This window comes from Kitasatospora sp. NPDC058032 (assembly GCF_042885845.1).
Taxonomy (GTDB): Bacteria; Actinomycetota; Actinomycetes; order Streptomycetales; family Streptomycetaceae; genus Kitasatospora.
Genome location: NZ_JBHVRK010000005.1, coordinates 273,996 through 296,693, shown reverse-complemented (window position 1 = coordinate 296,693; position 22,698 = coordinate 273,996). Strand labels below are relative to the sequence as shown.

At 71.9% G+C, this 22,698-nt stretch carries 18 protein-coding genes and 1 riboswitch; of the genes, 8 read left to right on the top strand and 10 right to left on the bottom strand.

Going from position 1 to position 22,698, the window contains the following annotated elements:
* Positions 1 to 139: 139 nt before the first annotated feature.
* From ACFVUH_RS11325 to ACFVUH_RS11310, 4 genes are all read right to left on the bottom strand, one after another.
* The gene (locus tag ACFVUH_RS11325; protein ID WP_387912582.1) at positions 140 to 1,693 is read right to left on the bottom strand and encodes a glycoside hydrolase family 3 protein; all 1,554 of its coding nucleotides are present in this window, start codon (positions 1,691 to 1,693) and stop codon (positions 140 to 142) included.
* A 6-nt stretch (positions 1,694 to 1,699) separates the two neighbouring features.
* On the bottom strand, positions 1,700 to 2,527 hold the full coding sequence (locus ACFVUH_RS11320) for a carbohydrate ABC transporter permease (protein ID WP_355363912.1): 828 nt from the start codon (positions 2,525 to 2,527) through the stop codon (positions 1,700 to 1,702).
* Entirely contained in the window at positions 2,524 to 3,552 is a 1,029-nt protein-coding gene (locus tag ACFVUH_RS11315) for a carbohydrate ABC transporter permease (RefSeq protein ID WP_387912580.1), read from the bottom strand. The genes ACFVUH_RS11320 and ACFVUH_RS11315 overlap by 4 nt, the downstream gene beginning before the upstream one ends.
* Before the next feature lie 90 nt (positions 3,553 to 3,642).
* The gene (locus ACFVUH_RS11310) at positions 3,643 to 4,935 is read right to left on the bottom strand and encodes an extracellular solute-binding protein (RefSeq protein ID WP_387912578.1); all 1,293 of its coding nucleotides are present in this window, start codon (positions 4,933 to 4,935) and stop codon (positions 3,643 to 3,645) included.
* Positions 4,936 to 5,271: 336 nt separating this feature from the next.
* Here ACFVUH_RS11310 and ACFVUH_RS11305 point away from each other — a divergent pair, with 336 nt between their 5' ends.
* From ACFVUH_RS11305 to ACFVUH_RS11290, 4 genes are all read left to right on the top strand, one after another.
* Entirely contained in the window at positions 5,272 to 6,063 is a 792-nt protein-coding gene (locus ACFVUH_RS11305) for a GntR family transcriptional regulator (protein WP_355363903.1), read from the top strand.
* Between the two features lie 292 nt (positions 6,064 to 6,355).
* Complete coding sequence (locus ACFVUH_RS11300) at positions 6,356 to 6,649, top strand: DUF3311 domain-containing protein (RefSeq protein WP_387912577.1); 294 nt, start codon at positions 6,356 to 6,358, stop codon at positions 6,647 to 6,649.
* Positions 6,646 to 8,259, top strand: a complete 1,614-nt coding sequence (gene mctP, locus ACFVUH_RS11295) for a monocarboxylate uptake permease MctP (RefSeq protein ID WP_387912576.1) — start codon at positions 6,646 to 6,648, stop codon at positions 8,257 to 8,259. Before ACFVUH_RS11300 ends, mctP begins: the two co-directional genes overlap by 4 nt.
* Before the next feature lie 167 nt (positions 8,260 to 8,426).
* Positions 8,427 to 9,239: a histidine phosphatase family protein gene (locus ACFVUH_RS11290; protein ID WP_387912574.1), complete on the top strand. Its 813-nt coding sequence runs from the start codon at positions 8,427 to 8,429 to the stop codon at positions 9,237 to 9,239.
* A gap of 58 nt (positions 9,240 to 9,297) precedes the next feature.
* Here ACFVUH_RS11290 and ACFVUH_RS11285 read toward each other — a convergent pair whose 3' ends face one another.
* Positions 9,298 to 10,269, bottom strand: a complete 972-nt coding sequence (locus ACFVUH_RS11285) for a helix-turn-helix domain-containing protein (protein WP_387912572.1) — start codon at positions 10,267 to 10,269, stop codon at positions 9,298 to 9,300.
* A 93-nt stretch (positions 10,270 to 10,362) separates the two neighbouring features.
* On the opposite strand from ACFVUH_RS11285, the gene ACFVUH_RS11280 reads away from it, so the two are divergent.
* Both ACFVUH_RS11280 and ACFVUH_RS11275 read left to right on the top strand, forming a co-directional pair.
* The gene (locus ACFVUH_RS11280) at positions 10,363 to 10,755 is read left to right on the top strand and encodes a hypothetical protein (RefSeq protein ID WP_387912570.1); all 393 of its coding nucleotides are present in this window, start codon (positions 10,363 to 10,365) and stop codon (positions 10,753 to 10,755) included.
* Positions 10,698 to 11,192: a GNAT family N-acetyltransferase gene (locus ACFVUH_RS11275; RefSeq protein WP_355363885.1), complete on the top strand. Its 495-nt coding sequence runs from the start codon at positions 10,698 to 10,700 to the stop codon at positions 11,190 to 11,192. Before ACFVUH_RS11280 ends, ACFVUH_RS11275 begins: the two co-directional genes overlap by 58 nt.
* Positions 11,193 to 11,196: 4 nt before the next feature.
* Here the strand turns inward: ACFVUH_RS11275 and ACFVUH_RS11270 are convergent, their stop codons facing one another.
* From ACFVUH_RS11270 to ACFVUH_RS11250, 5 genes are all read right to left on the bottom strand, one after another.
* On the bottom strand, positions 11,197 to 12,891 hold the full coding sequence (locus ACFVUH_RS11270) for a glycosyltransferase family 39 protein (RefSeq protein ID WP_387912568.1): 1,695 nt from the start codon (positions 12,889 to 12,891) through the stop codon (positions 11,197 to 11,199).
* A 2-nt stretch (positions 12,892 to 12,893) separates the two neighbouring features.
* Positions 12,894 to 14,723, bottom strand: a complete 1,830-nt coding sequence (locus ACFVUH_RS11265; RefSeq protein ID WP_387912567.1) for a glycosyltransferase family 39 protein — start codon at positions 14,721 to 14,723, stop codon at positions 12,894 to 12,896.
* Entirely contained in the window at positions 14,723 to 15,829 is a 1,107-nt protein-coding gene (locus ACFVUH_RS11260) for a glycoside hydrolase family 26 protein (protein ID WP_387912565.1), read from the bottom strand. Before ACFVUH_RS11260 ends, ACFVUH_RS11265 begins: the two co-directional genes overlap by 1 nt.
* Positions 15,826 to 17,343 carry a cellulose synthase catalytic subunit gene (locus ACFVUH_RS11255; protein WP_355364041.1) on the bottom strand — a complete coding sequence of 506 codons (1,518 nt, stop codon included), beginning with the start codon at positions 17,341 to 17,343 and terminating at the stop codon, positions 15,826 to 15,828. Before ACFVUH_RS11255 ends, ACFVUH_RS11260 begins: the two co-directional genes overlap by 4 nt.
* 223 nt (positions 17,344 to 17,566) lie before the next feature.
* The gene (locus ACFVUH_RS11250) at positions 17,567 to 18,409 is read right to left on the bottom strand and encodes a hypothetical protein (RefSeq protein WP_387912562.1); all 843 of its coding nucleotides are present in this window, start codon (positions 18,407 to 18,409) and stop codon (positions 17,567 to 17,569) included.
* Positions 18,410 to 18,837: 428 nt separating this feature from the next.
* A riboswitch (cobalamin riboswitch) is annotated at positions 18,838 to 18,979 on the top strand.
* A 182-nt stretch (positions 18,980 to 19,161) separates the two neighbouring features.
* Here ACFVUH_RS11250 and ACFVUH_RS11245 point away from each other — a divergent pair.
* Complete coding sequence (locus tag ACFVUH_RS11245; protein ID WP_387912781.1) at positions 19,162 to 21,582, top strand: ribonucleoside-diphosphate reductase subunit alpha; 2,421 nt, start codon at positions 19,162 to 19,164, stop codon at positions 21,580 to 21,582.
* The gene (locus tag ACFVUH_RS11240; protein ID WP_355363870.1) at positions 21,582 to 22,601 is read left to right on the top strand and encodes a ribonucleotide-diphosphate reductase subunit beta; all 1,020 of its coding nucleotides are present in this window, start codon (positions 21,582 to 21,584) and stop codon (positions 22,599 to 22,601) included. The genes ACFVUH_RS11245 and ACFVUH_RS11240 overlap by 1 nt, the downstream gene beginning before the upstream one ends.
* Positions 22,602 to 22,698 lie beyond the last annotated feature (97 nt).

The window sequence follows — 22,698 nt, the reverse complement described above, 5'->3', positions numbered from 1 at the left end:
AACATCGTCAGATCGCGAAGTCGCAGGTCACGGGGTGTCGAACGACCGGAAAACGGAACGGGCCCGCCATGCGACATGCGCATGGCGGGCCCGTTCCGGCAGGTGCCCCCGGCACCCGGTGTCACGGTCCGACGCGGACTCAGCCGATCGCCCCCGACTGGCCGGTGAGCACCTCGACGGCGGCCAGCCCGCAGACCCGGGCCGCGCCGTGGGTGGCGATGTACAGCGCGCCGACCGGCTCGGACTGCGGCAGGCCCATCTCGACCACCGCGGCGTCCGGACGGGCCGCCAGCAGCCGGTTCAGCCCGGCCGACATCCACTCGTGGCGGTGGGCGTCGCGGACCGCCAGCACCAGGCGGCGGTCGGCGGCCCCGGCCAGCACCTCGGACACCACGGCGTCCAGCACCGCGGCCTCGGCGATCTCCGGGCCGATGGCGCGGGTGCGGGTGCCCGGGAAGCGGTCGGCCAGCATGCCGGCCACGCCCCACGGGGTGACGTCGCCGACGGCGATGTTCGGCTCGGCGGAGAACGAGGCCACGAACGGGCGCTCGGTCACCGGCAGGACCTCCCGGCCCGGCGCGCGGACCACCCGCAGCGCCCGGCGGGCCGCCCGCAGGCCGACCGCGAGGTCCGCCTCCGGCCGCTCGCCCTGGGCCGCGATCCGGGCCCAGCTGCCGAGCGAGCGCACCCGGGCGGCCGCGTCGGCGAGCCGCTCCTCCGGGAGCCGGCCGGACCGCACGCCCGCCACGATGGCGTCGCGCAGCATCAGCACGGTGTCCTCGTCGGCCAGGCCGCCGCCCACGCAGATCGCGTCCGCGCCGGCCGCCAGGGCCAGCACGGTGCCCTCGCCCATGCCGAAGGTGTCGGCGATGGCGCCCATCTCGATCGCGTCGCTGACGATCAGGCCCTGGTAGCCGAGGCCGCCCTGCTCGGGGGCCGCGCGCAGCAGGTCGCGCAGCACGGCGGGGCTGAGCGTGGCGGGCAGCTTGGGGTCGAGCGCCGGGACCATGATGTGGGCCGTCATCACGGCCTTGGTCCCGGCGGCGATCGCGGCCCGGAAGGGCACCAGGTCGCGCGAGCTCAGCACGTCCAGGTCGACGTCGATCACCGGCAGGCCGATGTGCGAGTCGACGGCGGTGTCGCCGTGGCCCGGGAAGTGCTTGGAGCAGGCCGCGACGCCGGCCGACTGCAGGCCCTCCACCCAGGCGGCGGTGTGCCGGGCGCACAGCTCCGGGTCGGCGCCGAAGGAGCGCACGCCGATGACCGGGTTGCGCGGGTTGGAGTTGACGTCCGCGGTCGGCGCCCAGTTGTAGTTGACGCCGGCGGCGGCCAGCGCGCGGCCCAGCTCACGGGCGACGTCGCGGGTCAGCGCGGGGTCGTCGATGGCGCCCAGGGCGAGGTTGCCCGGCCAGGACGAGCCGGAGCCCGCCTCCAGCCGGGTGACGTCACCGGACTCCTCGTCGATGGCGATCAGCAGGTCGGGATTCTCGGCCCGCAGCGCGGAGGTGAGCGCGGCCAGCTGGCCGAGGTCGGCCACGTTGCGGTCGAACAGGGCGACCGAGCCGAGGCCGGCCGCCAGGTGGCGGCGCAGCCACTCCGGCGGCTCGGTGCCGACGAAGCCGGGCTGCAGGACGGTCAGCGCGTCGCGATGGAGCTGGTCGGAGGCCGGGAGGGTGGGGACGAGGATGCTCACGGGGGATCAGCCCTTCACGGCGCCGTCGGTGAGGCCACCGACCGCCTTGCGCTGCAGGAAGACGAACAGGACCAGCACCGGGATGGCGAACATCGTGGACGCCGCCATGGTGGCACCCCAGTCGTTGCCGAAGGCCGTCTTGAAGGAGGACAGCCACAGCGGGAGGGTCTGACCCTGCTCCTTGTTGAGGATCAGGACGAGCGGGAACTCGTTCCACGCCGTGATGAAGCCGAACAGCGAGGTCGACATCAGACCGGGGGCCAGCAGCGGGAAGATCACCTTCACGAAGGCCTGGGTGCGGGTGCAGCCGTCCACCATGGCCGACTCCTCCAGCTCCTTGGGCACCGCGGCGATGAAGCTGCGCAGCGTCCAGATCGTGAAGGGCAGCACCATCATCATGTAGAAGAGGGTCAGCGGCACCAGGCTGTTCAGCAGCTCGTTGTCGCGCGAGATCATGTAGACCGCGATGGTCATGACCTCCCACGGCGCCATCTGCGCGGCCATCACGACCAGGACGAAGGCCTTGCGGCCTCGGAAGCGCATCCGGGCGATGGCGAAGGAGGCGAGCGTCGCGATCACCAGCGAGGCCAGGACGGCGCCGACGGTGACGGTGAAGCTGTTGGCGACGTACGTCCAGAAGTTCTTGGCGTTGACCGCGGTGACGTAGTGGTCGAGCGTCCCGTGGAACGGGATGAAGACCGGCGTCTTGCTGATGATGTCGCCGTCCTTCTTGAAGGACGTCGCGACCATCCAGTAGACGGGGAAGATGAAGAAGACGAAGAGGACGACCGCGATGACGTTCGGCCAGCTGCGTCCGATGAGCGAGCGCCTCACAGCTCGTCCTCCTGCTTGAGCATGATGCGGAAGTAGTACGCCATCAGGGCGACCAGCATCAGGATGGTGAGCACGGCGATCGCGGAGCCGACGCCGTAGTGCTGGCCCGAGGAGCCCTCCAGGAAGGCGTGCACGGGCAGGTTCCGGGTCAGGTTCTCGGGCCCGCCGGCGTTGATCGCGTAGACCTGGGTGAAGGCCTTGAACACCCAGATGACCTCGAGGAAGGTGGTCGCCAGGAAGAAGGGCTTCAGGCTGGGGAAGACCACCGAGCCGAAGATCTTGAAGGCGCCGGCGCCGTCCATCCGGGCGGCCTCGTACAGCTCCTTCGGGATCGTGGTCAGGCCCGCGTACATGTTGAACGCGACGAACGGGATCGACTGCCAGACGATCAGCAGGATGATCACGAAGTAGGTCGAGTACTGGTCGCTCATCCAGTTGTAGTCGGCCATCGAGTGCCAACCGAACTTGTCGAGGAACCAGTTGACGACGCCCCACTGCTGGTCGAACAGCCAGGTGTAGACGGTGGTCGCGGCGACCACCGGCATGGCCCAGGCCATCAGCAGCCCGACCGAGAGCACCAGGCGCATCCACTTGCCGAGGCGGTTGAGCAGCAGGCCGACCAGGGTGCCGCCGGCCATGATCAGCACGACGTTCACCAGGGTGAAGGCGACCGTGCGACCGGTGACCGCCCAGAAGTCCGGGTCGGTCAGCTGCTCCTTGTAGTTGTCGAAGCCGTTCCACTCGGTCAGGTGCATCACGAGCTGGCGCCTGTTGAGGTTCTGGAACGACAGCAGGACCGTCTTCAGGAGCGGCCAGCCCAGCAGGGCCAGCGTCGCCACGGTGGCCGGCAGCAGCAGCAGGTAGGGGGCGGCCTTGGCGCCGAAGCTCCGGCCATCCGCCGATCTGGCACTCTTCTTCGGGGTGCCGTTGGCGCCGCCACCAACGGCGCTCGTCTCGATACTGGCCACAGCAGCCTTCCCTGAATCCGGAGACTGTGTGTGCACCCGCTCGGAATGCACAGCCATCGTTCTCACTTCCTCATAACCCGACCACGACGGACAGGCGCCGCCCACCGGCCCCCCGCCGGGAGCCGGTGAGCGACGCCGCTCGATTGCTTACTGCTTCTGGTTGAGCCGCTTCGCGATCTCGTCGTCGTACTTCTTCGCGGTGGCCGCGTAGTCGCCGCCCTGCAGGGCCGCGGTCAGGAACTCCTTGATCGGGTTCGGCTTGTCCTCGACGCTGGCCCAGTTCGGGGTGTTCGGGGTGATGGCACCCTGCTTCGAGGCCGGCACCGCCGCCTTCGCGAAGTCACCGGCGACCTGGCCGCTCAGCGACTCCTTGTTCGGGATGTTGCCGGCGGCCGCGACCAGACCCTCGTTCTTGTCGTTGAGGGCGACCTTCAGGAAGTCCTTGGCCATGTCGGTGTTCTTGCTGTTCTGGGCGATGGCCAGGTTCGAGCCACCGAGGAACACACCGGACGCCTTGTCAGCGGTCTTGCCCGGGAGCGGGAAGAAGCCGATCTTGCTGGCCGACAGCTCCTCCTCCTTCGGCAGCTCCCAGCCGAGGCCGATCATGGCGCCGACGTTGCCCTTGGCGAAGACGTCCTTCTGCTGCGGGGTCGCCTCGTCCTTGTCCTTCGGGGCCTTCGAGTAGCTCTGCAGCTTCTGGTAGGTCTCGAAGGCCTTCTTCGCCTCGGGCGAGGACAGGCCGCCGACCCACTTGTCGCCTTCCTTCTTCGCGATCTTGCCACCCTCGCTGGTGAGCAGACCGAAGTAGACGTACCACTCCTGGCCCGGCATGTAGATCGCGTCGTCGACGCCGGCGGTGCCCTTGAGCTTCTCCAGGTTGCCGTAGAACTCCTCGAGGGTCTTCGGCGCGTCCTTCAGGCCGGCCGCGGCCCACAGGTCCTTGTTGTAGGCGACCACGCGGTTGGAGACCCACCACGGGGCGGCGTACTGCTTGCCGTCGAGGACGGCGGCCTCGTTCTGGTTGGCGGCCCAGTCGCTGCCCCCCAGGTACGCCTTGTCCTTGGTGATGTCGAGCAGGCCGCCCGAGGCCGCGTAGCCCGCGGTCTGGGTGTTACCGACCTCGACCACGTCGACCGAGCCCTCGGAGAGCGCGGCGGTGATCTTCTGGCCGATGCCGTCCCACACCTGCTCCTGGAAGTCGAGCTTCGACCCGGGGTAGGTCGACTCGAACTCGGCCTTGACGGAGTCGGTCCAGCCCTTGGGGGCCGAGCCGGTCATGAGCCAGACCTTGAGCGTCTTGCCGTTGTAGTCCTTCTTGCCCGAGGAGGCCGCGGTCGAGCTGCCCGAGTCGCCGCCCTCCTTCTTGGCGTCCGAGCCACAGGCCGCGAGACCAACAACCATGGCCGCGACGCCGACCGCCGCGATGAGCTGACGCTTCACGCCATCCTCCTGAGGGATGCCTGGTTACCCCCGTCGGGTGGCAGCGGCATACCCACGCGAAGTGGGAGGAATGGTGCCGCGGACTCCAGCGAACGGGTGGGGGGATTCATAGTGACTGGCCTAGTGGTGTAGACCAGATGCCTGGAGCTTGGCCTAGACCAATGGGCCTGTCAACGGCTGTTCGACCGATCCGGACCACCCGTTATCAAGCCGACACCGCACATCGTTCATCGCGTGATGAGGTATTCGTTCCGTAGCCATACATGCAACGATGTGAGCCGTTAATGATGCGGCGGGGCTTCGCGAGAGCTCTGCGGGAAGCGGGAGACAGGTCCGATGAGCAGCGACGGGGGCAGCACGGCCCAGGTCAACGACCCCCTGGTGAAGAATCCCGCCCCTCAGAGCGGCGCGGACCCGACCGCCCGGGTACCGAAGTACTACGGCCTCAAGCGCCACCTGCTGCAGCTCACCGAGACCCAGCCCGCCGGCACCCCGGTTCCTCCCGAACGGGCACTGGCCGCGCAGTTCGACACCTCCCGCACCACCGTCCGGCAGGCCCTGCAGGAGCTGGTCGTCGAGGGCCGGCTGGAGCGCATCCAGGGCAAGGGCACCTTCGTCGCCAAGCCCAAGGTCGCCCAGGCCCTGCAGCTCACCTCCTACACCGAGGACATGCGCGCCCAGGGCCTGGAGCCCACCTCCCGGCTGATCGAGATCGGCTACATCTCCGCCGACGAGCGGCTGGCCCCGCTGCTGGACATCAAGCCCGGCGGCCGGGTGCTGCGGATCGAGCGCCTGCGGCTGGCCAACGGCGACCCGATGGCCATCGAGGTGGCCCACCTGTCCGCCAAGCGCTTCCCCGCCCTGCGCCGCAACCTGGCCAAGCACAACTCGCTCTACACCGCCCTGCGCGAGGTCTACGGGGTGACCGTGGCCGAGGCCGAGGAGACCATCGAGACCACCCTCGCCGACCCCCGCGAGGCCGGCCTGCTCGGCTCCGACCTCGGCCTGCCGATGCTCCAGCTCTCCCGGCACTCCTTCGACCCGGAGGGCGACCCGGTCGAGTGGGTGCGCTCCATCTACCGCGGCGACCGCTACAAGTTCATCACCCGCCTCAAGCGGCCGGAGTAGTCCGGCCCGGCGCCCGCGCACGTCCGGGCCCCGGCGCGCACCCCCTGCGCGCCGGGGCCCGTCGCGTCTCCCCGGCGCGCGGGAAGCCCGGATGGCGGGAAGTTGTCGTGAATCCGGTGACACGGATCACGTGATGCTCTAGATTCCGCATCCGTACTGACTGCCGATCACCAGTGGTGCTGCTCGGCGGACCAACGGGGGCGTGCGGCTTCCCGGGGGTTGCGGCGCCGGCGAGGTGAACCCTCCGAAGCGGAGCCGAACCATGTCGTCAGACCTCACCGACCGATCTGTCATGCCCGAGCCAGAGGAGCCGGACGAGCCCGGGGGGCCCGACCTCCCGGCGGTCACCCCCGAGCGGGTGCTGGCCGGCCTCGCCCTGCTGGTACCGGTCGTCGCGCTGCTCTGGGTGGGCTCGTACGACAAGCCCGACCCCGATGTGGGCGGCGTCCCCTTCTTCTACTGGTACCAGCTGCTCTGGGTGCCGGTCTCGGCCGTCTTCACGGTCGCCGCCTACCTGCTGGTCAACCGGGACGAGAAGGCCCGCCGGGCCGCCCGGACGGCGCGCAAGGCGGGTGGCGCCCGATGAACGGGGTCAACGTGCCCGCGCTGGCGGTGTTCGTCCTCTTCTTCCTGCTGGTCACCGTGATGGGCTTCCTCGCCTCCCGGTGGCGGCGCGCCGACAACGCGCTGCACCTCGACGAGTGGGGCCTCGGCGGGCGCAGCTTCGGGACCTGGATCACCTGGTTCCTGCTCGGCGGCGACCTCTACACCGCGTACACCTTCGTCGCCGTGCCCGCCGCCGTCTACGCGACCGGCGCCGCGGGCTTCTTCGCCGTCCCCTACACGATCATCGCCTACCCGCTGGTCTTCCTCTTCCTCCCCCGGCTCTGGTCGGTCTCCCGGGTGCACGGCTACGTCACCCCCGCGGACTTCGTGCGCGGGCGCTACGGCTCCCGGCCGCTGTCCCTGATGGTCGCGCTGACCGGCATCCTCGCCACCATGCCGTACATCGCGCTCCAGCTGGTCGGCATCCAGGCGGTGCTGGACGTGCTGGGCGTCGGCGGCGGCGAGAGCGCCAACTGGTTCGTCAAGGACCTGCCGCTGTTCATCGCCTTCGGCGTGCTCGCCGCGTACACCTACTCCTCGGGGCTGCGGGCGCCGGCCCTGATCGCCTTCGTCAAGGACGCCCTGGTCTACCTGGTGATCATCGTCGCGGTGATCTACATCCCGATCCGGCTCGGCGGCTACGGCCACATCTTCGACGCGGTCGGCGAGAAGTTCGCCGCCCCCAGGTCGGGCGGCTCGCTCACCGTGCCGGAGAACAAGCAGTGGACGTACGCGACGCTCGCGCTCGGCTCGGCGATGGCGCTGTTCATGTACCCGCACTCGGTGACCGGCGTGCTGGCGAGCAAGTCCCGCAACACGGTGCGCCGGAACATGGCGATCATGCCCGCGTACTCGCTGATGCTGGGGCTGCTGGCGCTGCTCGGCTACATGGCCGTCGCGGCCGGGGTCGGCAAGGGCGACAAGGACTTCAACACCCAGCTCTCGGTGCCGCAGCTGTTCGAGAACATGTTCCCCGACTGGTTCACCGGCGTCGCCTTCGCGGCGATCGGCATCGGCGCGCTCGTCCCGGCGGCGATCATGTCCATCGCGGCGGCGAACCTGTTCACCCGCAACGTCTACAAGGAGTACCTGAGGCCCTCCGCCACCCCGGCCGACGAGACCCGGATCGCCAAGCTGGTCTCGCTGCTGGTGAAGGTCGGCGCGCTGGTCTTCGTGCTCGGCATGGACAAGCAGGCGGCGATCAACCTCCAGCTGCTCGGCGGCCTGTGGATCCTGCAGACCTTCGTCTCGATCGTCGGCGGCCTGTTCACCCGCTGGTTCCACCACTGGGCGCTGCTCGCCGGCTGGGCGGCCGGCATGGTCTACGGCACCTGGAAGGCCTACGGGATCGCCACCCCCAAGACCAGGCACTTCGGCGGGAACGCCGCCGAGATCCCCGGCATCGGCGAGATCGGCTACATCGGGCTCACCGCCTTCGTCCTCAACCTGCTGGTCTCGGTGGCGCTCACCCTGGTGCTGCGCGCCGCCAAGGCGCCGGACGGGCCGGACGAGACCCGGCCGGGCGACTACAGCGCCGAGGGCGGCGAGGAGGAGCCCCTGGACGCGCCGGAGCCCGTGGCGGCGCACTGATACGCCCCGCGCGCCCTGTGGTCGCGCCGTCTCCTCCGCCAACACTGGAGGGGGCGGCGCGATCATATGTATGAACAGCCGGATGCATGGGGCACCACACTCAGGGCACCAACCAGACCGGACCGGCAACCGGCCGGCAACTGATCGACCCACGGGGAGCGGCGGCAATGGCAGAACTCGGCACCACCCTCAACGGCCAGCACCACACCGACGGACGGCACCGGCCCGTCCCGCACCGGACCGCGGGCGCCGCCGCGGCCACCGCGGCCACCGGGCTGCCCCCCGTCCCCTCCGTCCTGATCGCCACCCGCCACGGGGAGTCCACCGCCAACGTCGAGTTCCAGCTCGCCGAGGCGGTCGGCGCGCTCAGCGTGCCGATCAGCAGCCGGGACGCGGACATCCCGCTCTCCCTGCACGGCCAGCAGCAGGCCCACGCGCTCGGCCGCTGGTGGGCCGCCCTGCCCAGCGCCGACCGGCCGCGCAGCGTCTGGTGCTCGCCCTACGTGCGCACCGCCGAGACCGCCCGGATCGCCCTCGCCCAGGCCGCCGGCCTCGGCGCCGTCCCGGTCTCGCTCGCCGTGCGCTACGACGAGCGGCTGCGCGACCGCGAGCTCGGCGTCCTGGAGATGCTGCCCAAGGCCGCCATCGAGACCGACCACCCCGGGGAGGCGGCCCGGCGGCGGAAGATGGGCGAGCTGTACTACCGCCCGCCCGGCGGCGAGTCCTGGGCCGACGTGGCGCTGCGGGTGCGCAGCGTGCTGCGCGACATCTGCGCGGAGGAGGCCGGGCGGCCGGTGCTGCTGGTCGCGCACGACTGCACGGTGCTCATGCTCCGGTACGTGCTGGACCGGCTCACCGAGGAGCAGCTGACCGCGCTGGAGCCGGTGCGCAACTGCTCCGCGAGCGTCTGGCGGGCCGAGGGCGGCCGGCTGCGCCCGGACCGCTGGAACCAGACCGGGCACCTGGAGGACGCGGGCTGAGCCCCCCGGGGGCCGCTCGGACCCGCGCGCTCGGACCCGCGCCGCTAGACCCGCGCCGCTAGACCCGGACGGCGACCTCGGCCGCGGGCTCGGCGAAGCAGCGGCGGTACGCCAGCGGGGTGGTGCCCAGCCGGCGGCCGAAGTGGTGGCGCAGGGTGGCCGCGTTGCCGAAGCCGCAGCGGGCGGCGATGGCGTCCACCGGCTCGGTGGTCGACTCCAGCAGCCGCTGGGCGAGCAGCAGCCGCTGCCCGATCAGCCAGCGGTGCGGGGTGGTGCCGGTCTCCTGGTGGAAGCGCCGGGCGAAGGTGCGCGGCGACATGTGGACCCGGGCGGCCAGCTGCTCGACGGTCGACTCCTCGTCCAGGTGGTGGCGCATCCAGTCGAGCAGCGGGGCGAGCGATTCGCCGCCGCCCTCCGGCAGCGGCCGGTGCACGAACTGGGCCTGCCCGCCCTCCCGGTGCGGCGCCACCACCATCCGGCGGGCGATCGCCCGGGCCACCTCGGCGCCCTGCACCTTGCGCACCAGGTGCAGGCAGGCGTCGATGCCGGCCGCGGTACCGGCGGAGGTGATCACCGGGTCGTCGTCCACGTACAGGACGTCCGGCTCGACGGTGGTCCTCGGATGGCGGGCGGCCAACTCGGCGGTGTACCGCCAGTGCGTGGTGGCCCGGCGGCCGTCCAGCAGGCCGGCGGCGCCGAGCACGAAGGCGCCGCTGCAGATGGACAGCACCCGGGCGCCGCGCTCGACGGTCGCCCGCAGCGCGTCCAGCAGCGGGGCCGGGTACTCGCCGCTCATCGAGGAGGCGGTGACCACCACCAGGTCGGCGGTGGCGAGCCGTTCGGGCCCGTGCGGGACGTCGACGGCGAAGCCGGCGTGGGTGCGGTGCGGGCCCGGGCGGGCGCCGGCGAGCGCGAAGTCGTAGGCGGGCAGGCCGTCCTCGCTCCGGTCCAGCCCGAACACCTCGCAGGCCACCCCGAGTTCGAAGGGGTGGACGTCCTCCATGACGACGGCCACGACGTTCTTCAGCATGCCGCCAGGGTAACCCGCCAGCTGGCAGTTTTTCGATGCAATAAGGCGTTCCTGCCACTCGCCGCCCTCGGCCGCCTCCAGGAGGGTGGAGCCATGGATTCCGACACGCTCGCCAGCGCACTCGCCCTGCTCGGGGCCGTCGGCGGGTTCGGCCTGCTCGGCGCCATGATCGGACGCGAGGTGGCCCGGCAGAGGGCCACCGGGCGCGACAACTGGCACCGTCCGGGCGGCTACCCCGACGACCCCGCCCTGCTGGACCGGCTCTACGGCACCCTGCCCGCCGCCTCGCTCCGCCCGTCCGCCGACCCCGCCGCCGTCCCCGCCACGGCCGTCTCCACCGCGGCCGTCTCCGCCACTGTTCCCGCCCCCGAAGCGGAGGCCCGCACCCCGCTCAGCACCGTTCCCCGGGATTCCGGCACACTGGCCGGATGGACATCGTCATCCGCCCGGCCCGCGCCGAGGAGTTCGAGGAAGCCGGCCGCATAACCGCCCAGGCCTTCGTCGACGACGGCTTCACCTCGCCCGAGGGCCAGTACGTGCACCGGCTGCGCGACGCGGCCACCCGGGCCGCCGAGGCCGAACTCCTCGTCGCGGTGGACGCGGCCGACGGGACCCTCCTCGGCACCGTCACCTTCGCGGTCGGCGGCACCACGTGGGCGGACATCGCCACCCCCGAGGAGGGTGAGATCCGGATGCTCGCCACCGCCCCGGCCGCCCGCGGGCGGGGCGCCGGCGAGTCCCTGGTGCGCGCCGCGCTCACCCGCAGCCGCGAGCTCGGCCTGGCCGGCATGGCGTTCTCCACCCAGCGGGAGATGACCACGGCGCACCGGATCTACGAGCGGGTCGGCTTCCGCCGCGACCCGGAGCGCGACTGGTCGCCGATCCCGGGCGTCGACCTGATGGTCTACAGCATGGTCTTCTGACCGGTCACCCGGTCTTGCGCTCCAGCAGCACCACCCGCAGGTGCGGCAGGTTCTCGGTGCGGACCTGGCGGAACCCGTTCAGCTCCTTGGCCACCTTGTCCGAGACGGCGCCGAACGGCCGCCGGTCGGCGCCGGACACCAGCAGCCAGATCCGCCGGGTGCCGGCCAGGCAGCGGGCCGGCTCCTCGCACTCCAGCGCGCCGAAACTGCCGGCCTCCTCCGCGGACACCCGCAGCAGGACGTCCGCGGGCGCCGGGCGGCCCCGCAGCTCGTAGGCCATCGACCGGCGCAGCGAGCTGCCCGGCTCGTACACCACGCCGTCGCCCGGCCGCAGTTGTCCGCCGATCAGCCGGGCGGCGGCCCTGGCGTCCGCCTCGCCGGCCAGGTCGTGCCGCACGGTGGCCTGGGCGGGCCAGGCGAGCACGGCGGCCAGCGCGACGGCGGCCACCACCGGGGCCGGACCGGCCACCCAGCGCGGCGGCGTGCCGGAGGCGGCGAACCGGGCGACCAGGCCGGGCAGCCGCCCGACCGCCTCGGCGCCCAGCAGGGCCCAGGCGGGCACCGTGAAGAGCAGGTAGCGGGCCAGGAACAGGTGCAGCCAGTGCGTGGTCCCCAGGGTCAGCAGCACCGGCAGCAGCGCCCAGCAGATCAGCGGACCGGCCGCCCGCTGGCGCAGCACCAGCAGGCTCGCCGCGCCCAGCACGCCCACCACCAGCAGGGTCCAGCCGAGCGCGGTGGACCCGGCCAGGTCCGTGACCAGCGCGCCGAGGTCGGACCAGTCCCGCTCGTTCCAGGCGATCTGCCCGCTCTGCCCGGCACCGAGCAGCAGCAGCGGGCTCAGCAGCAGTACCGCCCCCGCCGAGGCCAGCGCCCAGCGGCCGAGCAGCACCCAGCGGGCGCCGTCCTCCTCCGGCGCGGCCGGTGTGCGGCGGAACTCCCGGGCCACCAGCAGCAGGTGGGCGGGCAGCACCATCAGCGTCACCAGGTGGGTCAGCCCCATCGCGACCACGGTGAGCCCGTAGCCCGCCCAGCCGAGCAGGGCGGTGCGCGGCGCGGCCGGCAGCGGCCCCGGACGGGCCTGGACCAGCCGGGTGAGCACCAGGGTGCTGCCGACGGCCGCCAGCACCGCGAAGGCGTACGGCCGGGCGTCCTGGCCGTACCAGGTGACCGCGGGGCAGAGCGCGAACACCAGGCCGCCGAGCAGTCCGGCCCGTGGGGAGAGCAGGCGCCGGCCGAGCAGCGCCAGGCAGCCGGCGGCGGCGGTCATGGCGAGCGCCGAGGGCAGCCGCAGCGCGGCCTCGGAGTCGCCCGCCACCGCGGTCCACAGGTGGAGCAGCACGTAGTAGGGCGCCAGCACCAGGTCCATGTTCCCGAGCAGCGCGCCGAGGTCGGACCAGGACAGGCCGGCCGCCCACCAGGAGGCGTGCTCGTCGCGCCAGAGCTGGCGGTCCCCGCTGCCGTAGAGGCAGAGCGCCAGCGCGAGCAGCGCCGGCGGCAGGGCGACGCCGAGCGCGGCCCGCCACTGCGGGGCCCGCTCGTCGGCGTCCGGCACGGCCGGCGGCGGCACGGCGGCGCCCGGCGGCGGCACCGCCGGGGCGGGCGGTGCGGCCGGCGCGGGCGGGAACGGGGGCTTCGGCGGGTGGCTCGGCGCCGGCGGCTGGTTCGCCGCCGCGGCCGTCGCCCTGATCGGGGTGGTCATCGCTACTGTTTGACCCAGATCCGGTAGTACCCGGTTCCACCGACGTGTGTGAAGGGAATGCGTCCGAGCAGCCGGTAGTGCGGGCTCTGCCCGATCGCCTCCGCCACCACCCGGTCGGTGTCCGGGGTGGCGACGCCGTCGAGCACCACCAGGTCGAACCAGCCGTCCGCGATGGCGGTCCGGTAGCCGTCGTCGCCGGTGTGCAGCGCGCCCGCCCGGTCGACGTACCCGATGCCGTAGGTGGAGGTCCACTGGCTCTGCAGCGTCAGGTCGCGGGTGTAGTAGACCGGGACGTTGTCGGCCGAGGCCAGGTAGCGGCCGGTGCTGGTCACGTGCTGGCGGACCACCTCGGTCATCCGGGTGGAGTCGGGCCAGGTGTCGAACCGCCAGGTCGACTGGGTGAGTCCGAGCGCCAGCGTCACCACCCAGAGCAGGATGCCCAGTTGCGGGTGGCGGAAGTGCGGGCCGACCAGCCGGGCCAGGCCGATGCCGGCCATCGGGGCGGCGAACAGCAGGCCGAAGCCGAGGTGCTTGTACAGCGCCACCGAGGTGTTGAGGTGCATCTGGTAGGCGGGGGCGAGCAGCGCGGTGCCGGTGAGCAGCAGGCCGAGCAGGATCCGGCGGCGGCGGCCGGGCCCGGTCATGGTGCGCACCAGCGGCGACTCGTTCATCCGCCCGCGCAGCGCGTACGCGACCGCGCCGCCGACCGCGGTGACGAACATCAGGCCGCCGAACTCCACGCACTGGCGAGCCAGTTCGGTCCACGGCTCGGTTCCGTGGGCGCGCTGGGTGGTGGTCGCCCGAACACCCTTGAGGACGTCGGTGAAGGTCATCCCCAGCCAGAGCAGGCCGCCCGCGCCGCCCGCGAGCAGCAGTCCGCGCAGCAGCGGCTGGCGGTTGCGGTCCCGCCGTCCGGTCAGCACCGCCAGCAGCACCAGGCTGGGCAGGTAGAGCGCCGAGGCGTACTTCAGCCCGACCGCCAGCACCGCGAACGGGGCGGCGAGCAGGACGGCCGCCGCGGGCGCCCGGTCGGTGCGCACCACCAGCCAGATCGCCAGGGCGAGCAGCAGCACCGCCGGGGCGTCGTAGGTGGCGAAGAAGCCGAGCACCACGGTGGACTGGGTCACCGCGAACATCGCCGCGGCGCCGAGCGCCACCCGCTCGTTGAACAGGCGCCGGGTGAAGCCGTAGAGCACGGCGGTCGAGCCCAGCATGCAGGCCAGGCTGAACAGCCGGACGCCGAGCATGCCGAAGTGGTTCTCCAGCACCGCGGCCGCGATCGGGTACAGGGTCGGCGCGCCGGAGAAGTAGGTGTTGTAGTCCTTCGGGACGGGGGTGCCGTAGAGCCAGTGCGAGAGCTGCGCGTGGCCGGCGTACATGTAGAGCGCCTCGTCCTGGAACGCGGTGTTCGACAGCCGGACGGACATCGCGGTCTGGATCAGCAGGATGCCCAGCAGCAGCGCGCGGCTGATCCACGAGCGGCGGCGGCCCGGGTCGAGCGTCCAGCTGGCCTCGGGGACCGGCGGCAGGGTGTAGCCGGGGCCCTCGGGGCGCTCGCCCTCGGACGGGTCCTCCTCGGCGAGGGCGTCGGCGTCGGGCCGGTCGTCCTCGGCCGGATCGTCCTGCGGCGGGTCCTCGTCGATCGGGTCGCCCCCGGCCGGGCCGTCCCCGGCCGGGTCCTCGGTGAACCGCCCGCCCTCCTCGGGCCGTTCCCCGTGGTGCGGGACCGGCGGCGACGGCCGGCGGCTCTCGAACCACGAACCGCCGGTGTCGGGCACCCGGACCGGCGCGTCCTCGGAGATGCGGTTGCGGGGTGTGGGGATGGACGTCATCAGGGGCTCTTCACATCGAAGCTGTAGCGGCCGTCGGACACCGCCTGCTTGAAGGCGTTCTGGGACTGCGGGTCGCCCTCGATCCGCCAGTCGACCTCCTTGTTGAGGTTGAACCAGATGAAGCCCAGGCAGTCGGGACGCTTGATCACGTTCGCGGCGAGGTTGTAGATGTCGGACACCTTGCGGGTGCCCGGCTCGGAGCCCGTCTCGGCGATGATCCACGGCTTGTTGGTGAAGGTGCGGATCTGGGTGAGGGTGGGCGTGTAAAGGGTGTCGAAGGTGCCGGCTTCGAGGTGGGTGTAGTAGGCGACGATGCCCACCCAGTCCACGTAGGTGTCACCGGGGTAGTACGGCTTGAGCGCCACCGTCGGCACCGGATTGATGCTGTTCGGGCTCCAGACCCAGATCACCTGGCCGACGCCGAGCTGGGTGAAGACGTCGTGCAGGTGCTGGTAGGCGGCGACGAAGTCGGCCGCCGTGGTGGTCTTGGTGCCCCAGTCGTACCAGGTGCCGTTGAACTCGTGGGCGAAGCTGATCGCGACCGGCACATTGGTGTTGCGCACGGCCGCCGCGTAGCGCTTGACGTAGTCGTCGTGCTTGCCCGCCGCGATGTCGGCCAGCGGCGTCTTGTAGGGCTCCCAGGCGATGAACGGCAGCGCGCCGCCCTGCCAGGCGTTGGTGACGCCGTTGACGTCGTACTCGTCGCCCCAGCCCGAGTAGTACTCGACGATGTTGGGCCGCTTGCCGATCCGGCCTGCGAACTCGTCGACGCCGGCCATCGACTGCGGGGCGCCGTCGACGGCCACGCCCAGGTACTTGTTCGCCGGCTTGAGCAGCGGGCGGACGTCGTAGGGCAGCTTGGCGTCGGCGGTGGCGGTCCTGGTCGGCGTGGCCGGGGCGGTGCCGGCCGTGCTGCCCGCGGACGGGCTGCCGGCGGCCGTGCTCCCCGCGGAGGCGGCGCCGGCCGCCGCCGCGGGGCCCAGCGGCTTCTCGGCGAGCAGGTCGCAGGCGGCCAGCGGCAGCACCAGCAGGGCCGCCGCGAGGGCGCGGAACAGTGCGGCACTCGCCCGGCGGCCGGCGCCGGCGGTGCTGGTGGGGAGGCTCATGCCACGGCGTCCTGGGATCGGGGCTGGATGAGGATGCGGCCGACCGTCACCGCGTAGAACAGTCCCGAGGAGAGCACCAGGGCGAAGTCCAGCGGGTACAGCGTGAACATCCGGTAGACCGCCGCGACCACCCAGATCAGCGCGGTGCCCCCGCCCCAGACCACGATGCCGGCCCAGAACCGCCGCTGCCGGTTCCTGGCCTTGCCGGAGCCGGTCGGCTGCCAGCCGCGCTGGCGCCCGCGGATCAGGTCCCAGACCGCGAAGAAGTGCGCCCAGCCGTACATCATCCGGCCCGCCCAGGCCTCCAGCCGGTACGGCGCCCGGTGCCAGAGCGGGAAGATCAGGGTCGCGTACACCAGGCTCGGGATGACCAGGACCAGGTGCTGGACCTGCAGCAGGTCCGGCCGCCAGAGCAGCAGCATGATCGGCAGCATCGGCAGCGCGAAGGTCAGCAGCGCGGTGTGGATGTAGTAGAGGAACCCGGAGACGTAGCAGAGCCGGGTGGTGAAGTCGAGCCTGGTCTGCCAGAACTTGCGGCTGGTCATCAGCGACATCGAGCCCATGCACCAGCGGTACTGCTGGTTCTGGAACGCCGCGGCGTTGTCCGGGCAGACGCCGGTGGACAGGGCCACCGGGATGTACTGCAGGTCCCAGCCGAGGGCCCGCAGGTCGAAGCCGGTGTGCACGTCCTCGGAGTGGGCGATCAGCGTGGTGCCGCCGTTCTCCACCAGCGCGGCCCGCCGGTAGACGGCGCAGCTGCCGACGCAGATCGCGCCGTCGTTGCGCTGCCGGGCGACCTGGACCGAGCGGTAGAACAGCTCCTGGATGGCGCCGGCCCCGCGCTCGATCCAGTTCTGCGAGTCCAGCACCCGGAAGAACTGCGGCGACTGGACGATGCCCAGCTTCGGGTCCCGCCGCAGGTACGGCAGCACCTCGTGCAGGAGGTCGTGCCGGGGCGCGAAGTCGGCGTCCAGGATGAGGATGAACTCGCCGTCCGAGCGGCCGAACCCGTAGTGCAGGTTGCCGGCCTTCTTGAACCAGCCGCGGTTCTCCCGCACCCCGTACCGGAACCCGAAGTCGGCGGCCATCGCCTCGACCTCCGGGCTCGCCGCGTCGTCCAGCACGTACGGCATGACCAGGCCCGGGTAGTGCTCGGCCAGCTTGCGCACGTACGTCCAGGTGTTGTGCAGCACCTCGATCGGCTCGCCGCAGACCGGCAGGAAGACGTCCACCGTCGGGTACTCGGCGGGGTCCCACTGCCGCACCAGCCGGCGGTGCTCCCTGATGTCGAAGTTGGGCGTGAAGCTGTTCACGCGCAGCGACACCACGTAGTAGACGACCGTGAAGAGCAGGAACGGCACACAGAGCCAGAACCACGACCCCAGCAGGTACAGCTCGGCCTGACTGAGCACCAGGCAGCCGAAGCTCACCATCGAACAGAGGGTCAGCACCCACTGGTGGCGGATGGTGTAGCTGTACTTCTCCTGCGAAGTGGGCGGCGCCGGCAGCAGCATGTCCGGAACGGGCTCGCCCGTTCCGCGCCTGCGGCCCGCCGCTCTGCGCCGTCTGGTGGTCGCATTGGCGGCAGCGCTCACCGCGCGGTACCTCCTGCTCGCTGATTCCCCGTCCGGGCGGCCACGGGGGGCCACATCCCTCCCCCGAGGGCGGTCATCCTATCCGACCGCCTCGGCCGTCCCCCGACCGACCACCCCTGGGCCGCCGCCCCCTGACCGACGGTCAGCCCGCGCGCGAACCCCGGGCCAGCAGCACGTCCTTCGTACGCCCCGCCAGCGAGACGGCGGCGGCCGCCGCGAGCTGGTCGCTCTGGTCCTCGCCCTGCTTCAGCGAGCCGGCCACCGTGAAGTAGCCGAAGCGGCCGATCGCCGCGTGCGTCTCGGCGCAGCCCGACTTGTCGGTCACGCAGAACATCGCGACCCCGGTGCCGGACAGGCCCTGGATCAGGCCCGCGTGCCGGCCGAGCGCCCGGTCCGCGCCCGCCTTGTTGTCGAAGACCGCGACGCCGACCGTGACGGCGCTCTCGCCGTTCACGTACGTCGCGCGGACCAGCGAGCGGCAGGTGTCGTCGCCGAGCGCGAGGCCGAGCCCGCCGGTGGTCGCCTTGGAGCAGGGGGCGGTCGCGCCGGTCACCTGGCGGGTCCACACCTTGCCGTCGACGGTCCGGGTCTGGTCCGGGAACAGCGTCGCGGCGTCGACCGGCAGCCTGTCGGTGGCGGCGTCGGAGATCACCGCCAGCGCCTGCTCGGTGGGGGTGGCCGTGGCGGACGGGCTGCCGGCCGTGGTGGACGCGCTCACGATCGGCTTGGGGTCGACGCCCTTGTCGCGGCCGTTGATCCACACCGCGGCCCCGACGACCCCGCCGACCAGGACGGCGGCCGCCACCACGGCGCCGATCCACCGCCGCTTGCGGCGGCGGGACTCGGAGGCGTGCCGGTCCGCCATCGCGTTCCAGTCCGGCTCGGTCGCGGACGGCGCGGGCGCGGGCGGCTGGGCCCCCTGCTGGGGCCACTGCGGGGCGAACGGGGTCGGCCCACCGGCCACCGGCTGCGGCGGCTGCGACACGGGCGGCGGCCCTGGCTGGGGCGCGGGCACCGGCCCCGGCTGCGGGTACGGCACCGTGCCGGACGGCAGATGCGGCACCGCCGGCGGAGGAGCCTGCGGCGGCACCCCTCCCGGCTGCGCGTACGGCGTCGGGGGCGGCCCGAAACCGCCGGGCGGCGCCACCGGCGGCTGCCCATGCTGCGGCACCTGCCCCGGCGCACCAGGCTGCTGACCCTGCTCCGGCGGCACGGCCCTACCGGCCCAGTCCCCCGGAGCGCCCGTTCCCTCGCTCATGTGCCGAGATCGTAGGGCATGCACCGGACGAGAGGCCGATCGGTGACCAATCCGTTTCAGAACACGGCCCCGCGCAGGCACCCACGGGACCGTCCCGGTACCACCGGTCATGGGAGCAACACGCCACGCTGCACAAGATGTGGTGTCGCATCGAGCGAGCACCACTAGATGTATGCTCGTCCCTGCTGTCGACGCAGGGGAACCCGGTGCGAATCCGGGACTGCCCCGCAGCGGTGTGCGGCCGCCTCCCCAGGCACGCCGCGAGTCCGAGTACCTGCCGACGGCGTGCCGAAGCCTCCCCGCAGGGGCCATGGCACCAGCACCACCTTCCGGGCCTCGCGGGCGGGCCGGGGACGGCACGCGCGGCGCCTTCGGGCCCGCGTGGCGAGTTCCCCTGCCCCGAACGGCCCGGTACCCCGATCCACCGCCGCCGACCGCCGCCAGGAGAGAGCGCCTTGACCACCGCTGCCTCAGCCACCCTGCCCGCCCAGGGTTCCAGCTCCGCCCCCGCCGACCCGACGGTCTCCGACCCCGGCGGTGCGCTCCTGCGCCTCCTGACCGACCGCAGCACCGACCTCCCCCAGGTCGACCCCGGCCATGTCGCCGCCGCCGCGCTGCGCGGCCGCCACGCCGGATCGGACTTCGCCGAGCTGCGCGGGCTGGCCGTCGACGCCGCCGCGTCGATGATCGCCGAGGACCCCCAGTACTCCAAGCTCGCGGCCCGGCTGCTCGCGCTGGAGATCGTGGACGAGGCGGCGAGCCAGGGCGTGGTCTCGTTCTCCACCTCGATCGCGGTCGGCCACGCCGAGGGCCTGATCGGCGACACCACCGCCGACTTCGTCGCCAAGCACACCGCCGCCCTGGACGCCCTGGTCGACCCCCGGGGCGACGACCGCTTCGAGTACTTCGGCCTGCGCACCGTGCAGTCCCGCTACCTGCTGCGCCACCCGATCACCCGCAAGGTCGTCGAGACCCCGCAGTACTTCCTGCTCCGCGTCGCCTGTGGCCTGGCGGTCGGCGACAGCGAGCAGTCGGTCGCCGAGGTCGCCGAGCTCTACCGCCTGATGAGCCGGCTGGAGTACCTGACCTCCTCGCCGACCCTCTTCAACTCCGGCACCCGGCACCCGCAGATGTCCAGCTGCTACCTGCTGGACTCCCCGCTGGACAACCTGGACTCGATCTACTCGCGCTACGCGCAGATCGCGCGGCTGTCCAAGCACGCCGGCGGCATCGGCCTGTCCTACTCCCGGATCCGCTCCCGCGGCTCGCTGATCCGCGGCACCAACGGCAAGTCCAACGGCATCGTGCCCTTCCTGCGCACCCTGGACTCCTCGGTCGCCGCCGTCAACCAGGGCGGCCGCCGCAAGGGCGCGGCCTGCGTCTACCTGGAGACCTGGCACGCGGACATCGAGGAGTTCCTGGAGCTGCGCGACAACACCGGTGAGGAGGCGCGCCGCACCCACAACCTCAACCTGGCGCACTGGATCCCGGACGAGTTCATGCGCCGGGTCAACGCCAACGCCGACTGGTCGCTGTTCTCCCCCGCCGACGTCCCCGAGCTGGTCGACCTGTGGGGCGAGGAGTTCGACGAGGCCTACCGCAAGGCCGAGCTGGCCGGCAAGGCCGTGCGCACCATCCCCGCGCAGACCCTCTACGCCCGGATGATGCGCACCCTGGCGCAGACCGGCAACGGCTGGATGACCTTCAAGGACGCCTCCAACCGCGCCGCCAACCAGACCGCGCTGCCGGGCCGCACGGTGCACAGCTCCAACCTCTGCACCGAGATCCTGGAGGTCACCGACGACTCGGAGACCGCCGTCTGCAACCTCGGCTCGGTCAACCTCGGCGCCCACGTCGCCGAGGGCGCGTCGGCCGACGACCTGCTGAACGCGCTGGACTGGGACCGCCTGGACGCCACCGTCCGCACCGCCGTCACCTTCCTCGACCGCGTGGTGGACATCAACTTCTACCCGACCCCCGAGGCCGGCGCCTCCAACTCCCGCTGGCGCCCGGTGGGCCTCGGCGTGATGGGCCTGCAGGACGTCTTCTTCAAGCTGCGGATCGACTTCGACTCCGCCGAGGCCGCGCGGCTGTCCACGCTCATCGCCGAGCGCATCATGCTCACCGCGTACGAGCGCTCCGCCGACCTGGCCGAGGAGCTGGGCCGCCACGAGGCCTACGGCGAGACCCGCGCCGCCCGCGGCGAGCTGCACATCGACCACTTCCCGAGCGCCGCGCCCGAGTGGGCCGACCGCTGGGCCGCGCTGCGCACCCGGATCGCCGGGACCGGCCTGCGCAACTCGCTGCTGCTCGCCATCGCGCCGACCGCGACCATCGCGTCCATCGCCGGCGTGTACGAGTGCATCGAGCCGCAGGTGTCCAACCTGTTCAAGCGCGAGACCCTGAGCGGCGAGTTCCTCCAGGTCAACCCCTACCTGGTGCGCGACCTCAAGGAGCTGGGCGTCTGGGACCAGCAGACCCGCGACGCGCTGCGCGACGCCAACGGCTCGGTGCAGGAGCTCGGCTGGCTGCCCGCCGAGGTCCGCTCGCTGTACCGCACCGCCTGGGAGCTGCCGCAGCGCGCGCTGATCGACCTGGCCGCGGCCCGCATGCCGTACATCGACCAGAGCCAGTCGCTGAACCTGTTCATGGCCGCGCCGACCATCGGCAAGCTCAGCTCGATGTACGCCTACGCCTGGAAGGTCGGTCTGAAGACCACCTACTACCTGCGTTCGCGCCCGGCCACCCGGATCGCCCAGGCCGCCTCGGGCACCGCCCGCGCCGCCGCGCCCGTTCCGGCCGACACGATCCCGGCGAGCACGCCGACCCTCACCCCGGAGGAGGAGGCCGCGCTGGCCTGCTCCCTGGAGAACCCCGAGTCCTGCGAGGCCTGCCAGTAATGAGCTCCGAAGACCGCGACAAGATGCTGCTCGACCCCGGCTTCGAGCTGACGCTGCGCCCGATGCGCTACCCGTCGTTCTACGACCGGTACCGCGACGCGATCAAGAACACCTGGACCGTCGAGGAGGTGGACCTCCACTCGGACGTCGCCGACCTGGCGAAGCTGAGCGAAGGCGAGCGCCACCTCATCGGCCGACTGGTCGCCTTCTTCGCCACCGGGGACTCGATCGTCTCCAACAACGTGGTGCTGAGCCTGTACAAGCACATCAACTCCCCGGAGGCCCGGCTCTACCTGAGCCGGCAGCTGTTCGAGGAGGCCGTGCACGTCCAGTTCTACCTGACGCTGCTGGACACCTACCTGCCCGACCCGGAGGACCGCAACGCGGCCTTCGCCGCGGTGGAGAACATCCCCTCCATCCGCCAGAAGGCCCAGTTCTGCTTCAAGTACATGAACGCGGTCGACCACATCGACTCGCTGCAGACCAAGGAGGACCGCCGCGCGTTCCTCCTGAACCTGATCTGCTTCGCGGCGTGTGTGGAGGGTCTGTTCTTCTACGGCGCCTTCGCGTACGTGTACTGGTTCCGCAGCCGGGGCCTGCTGCACGGCCTGGCGACCGGCACCAACTGGGTGTTCCGCGACGAGTCCATGCACATGGACTTCGCCATGTCGGTGGTCGACACCGTCCGCGAGGAGGAGCCCGACCTCTTCGACGACGAGATGGCCAAGCAGGTCACCGAGATGCTGGAGGAGGCCGTCGAGGCCGAGCTCCAGTTCGCCCAGGACCTCTGCGGTGACGGCCTGCCCGGCATGAACACCGCCTCGATGCGGGAGTACCTCCAGGCCGTCGCCGACCAGCGCCTGGCCCGCCTCGGCCTGCCGATCCGCTACGGCTCGACGAACCCGTTCGGCTTCATGGAACTGCAGAACGTCCAGGAGCTGACCAACTTCTTCGAGCGCCGGGTCTCCGCCTACCAGGTCGCCGTCGAGGGCTCGGTCTCCTTCGACGACGACTTCTAGGAAGAAAAGACGAGAGAGAGGTGGGCCCGGCGGGCCCCACCCCCGGGGGGACCCCCCACCCGAAATAAGTCACGCACACAACCCACCCAACACCCCG

Bases quoted from the DNA above. Each gene is read 5' to 3' on its own strand.
- ACFVUH_RS11300 (WP_387912577.1), top strand. From the start codon at position 6,356: ATGCCCGAGCCAGAGGAGCCGGACGAGCCCGGGGGGCCCGACCTCCCG.
- ACFVUH_RS11240 (WP_355363870.1), top strand. From the start codon at position 21,582: ATGAGCTCCGAAGACCGCGACAAGATGCTGCTCGACCCCGGCTTCGAG.
- ACFVUH_RS11275 (WP_355363885.1), top strand. From the start codon at position 10,698: ATGGACATCGTCATCCGCCCGGCCCGCGCCGAGGAGTTCGAGGAAGCC.
- ACFVUH_RS11260 (WP_387912565.1), bottom strand. From the start codon at position 15,829: ATGAGCCTCCCCACCAGCACCGCCGGCGCCGGCCGCCGGGCGAGTGCC.
- mctP (WP_387912576.1), top strand. From the start codon at position 6,646: ATGAACGGGGTCAACGTGCCCGCGCTGGCGGTGTTCGTCCTCTTCTTC.
- ACFVUH_RS11280 (WP_387912570.1), top strand. From the start codon at position 10,363: ATGGATTCCGACACGCTCGCCAGCGCACTCGCCCTGCTCGGGGCCGTC.
- ACFVUH_RS11290 (WP_387912574.1), top strand. From the start codon at position 8,427: ATGGCAGAACTCGGCACCACCCTCAACGGCCAGCACCACACCGACGGA.
- ACFVUH_RS11315 (WP_387912580.1), bottom strand. From the start codon at position 3,552: ATGGCTGTGCATTCCGAGCGGGTGCACACACAGTCTCCGGATTCAGGG.
- ACFVUH_RS11285 (WP_387912572.1), bottom strand. From the start codon at position 10,269: ATGCTGAAGAACGTCGTGGCCGTCGTCATGGAGGACGTCCACCCCTTC.
- ACFVUH_RS11255 (WP_355364041.1), bottom strand. From the start codon at position 17,343: ATGCTGCTGCCGGCGCCGCCCACTTCGCAGGAGAAGTACAGCTACACC.
- ACFVUH_RS11305 (WP_355363903.1), top strand. From the start codon at position 5,272: ATGAGCAGCGACGGGGGCAGCACGGCCCAGGTCAACGACCCCCTGGTG.
- ACFVUH_RS11270 (WP_387912568.1), bottom strand. From the start codon at position 12,891: ATGACCACCCCGATCAGGGCGACGGCCGCGGCGGCGAACCAGCCGCCG.
- ACFVUH_RS11265 (WP_387912567.1), bottom strand. From the start codon at position 14,723: ATGACGTCCATCCCCACACCCCGCAACCGCATCTCCGAGGACGCGCCG.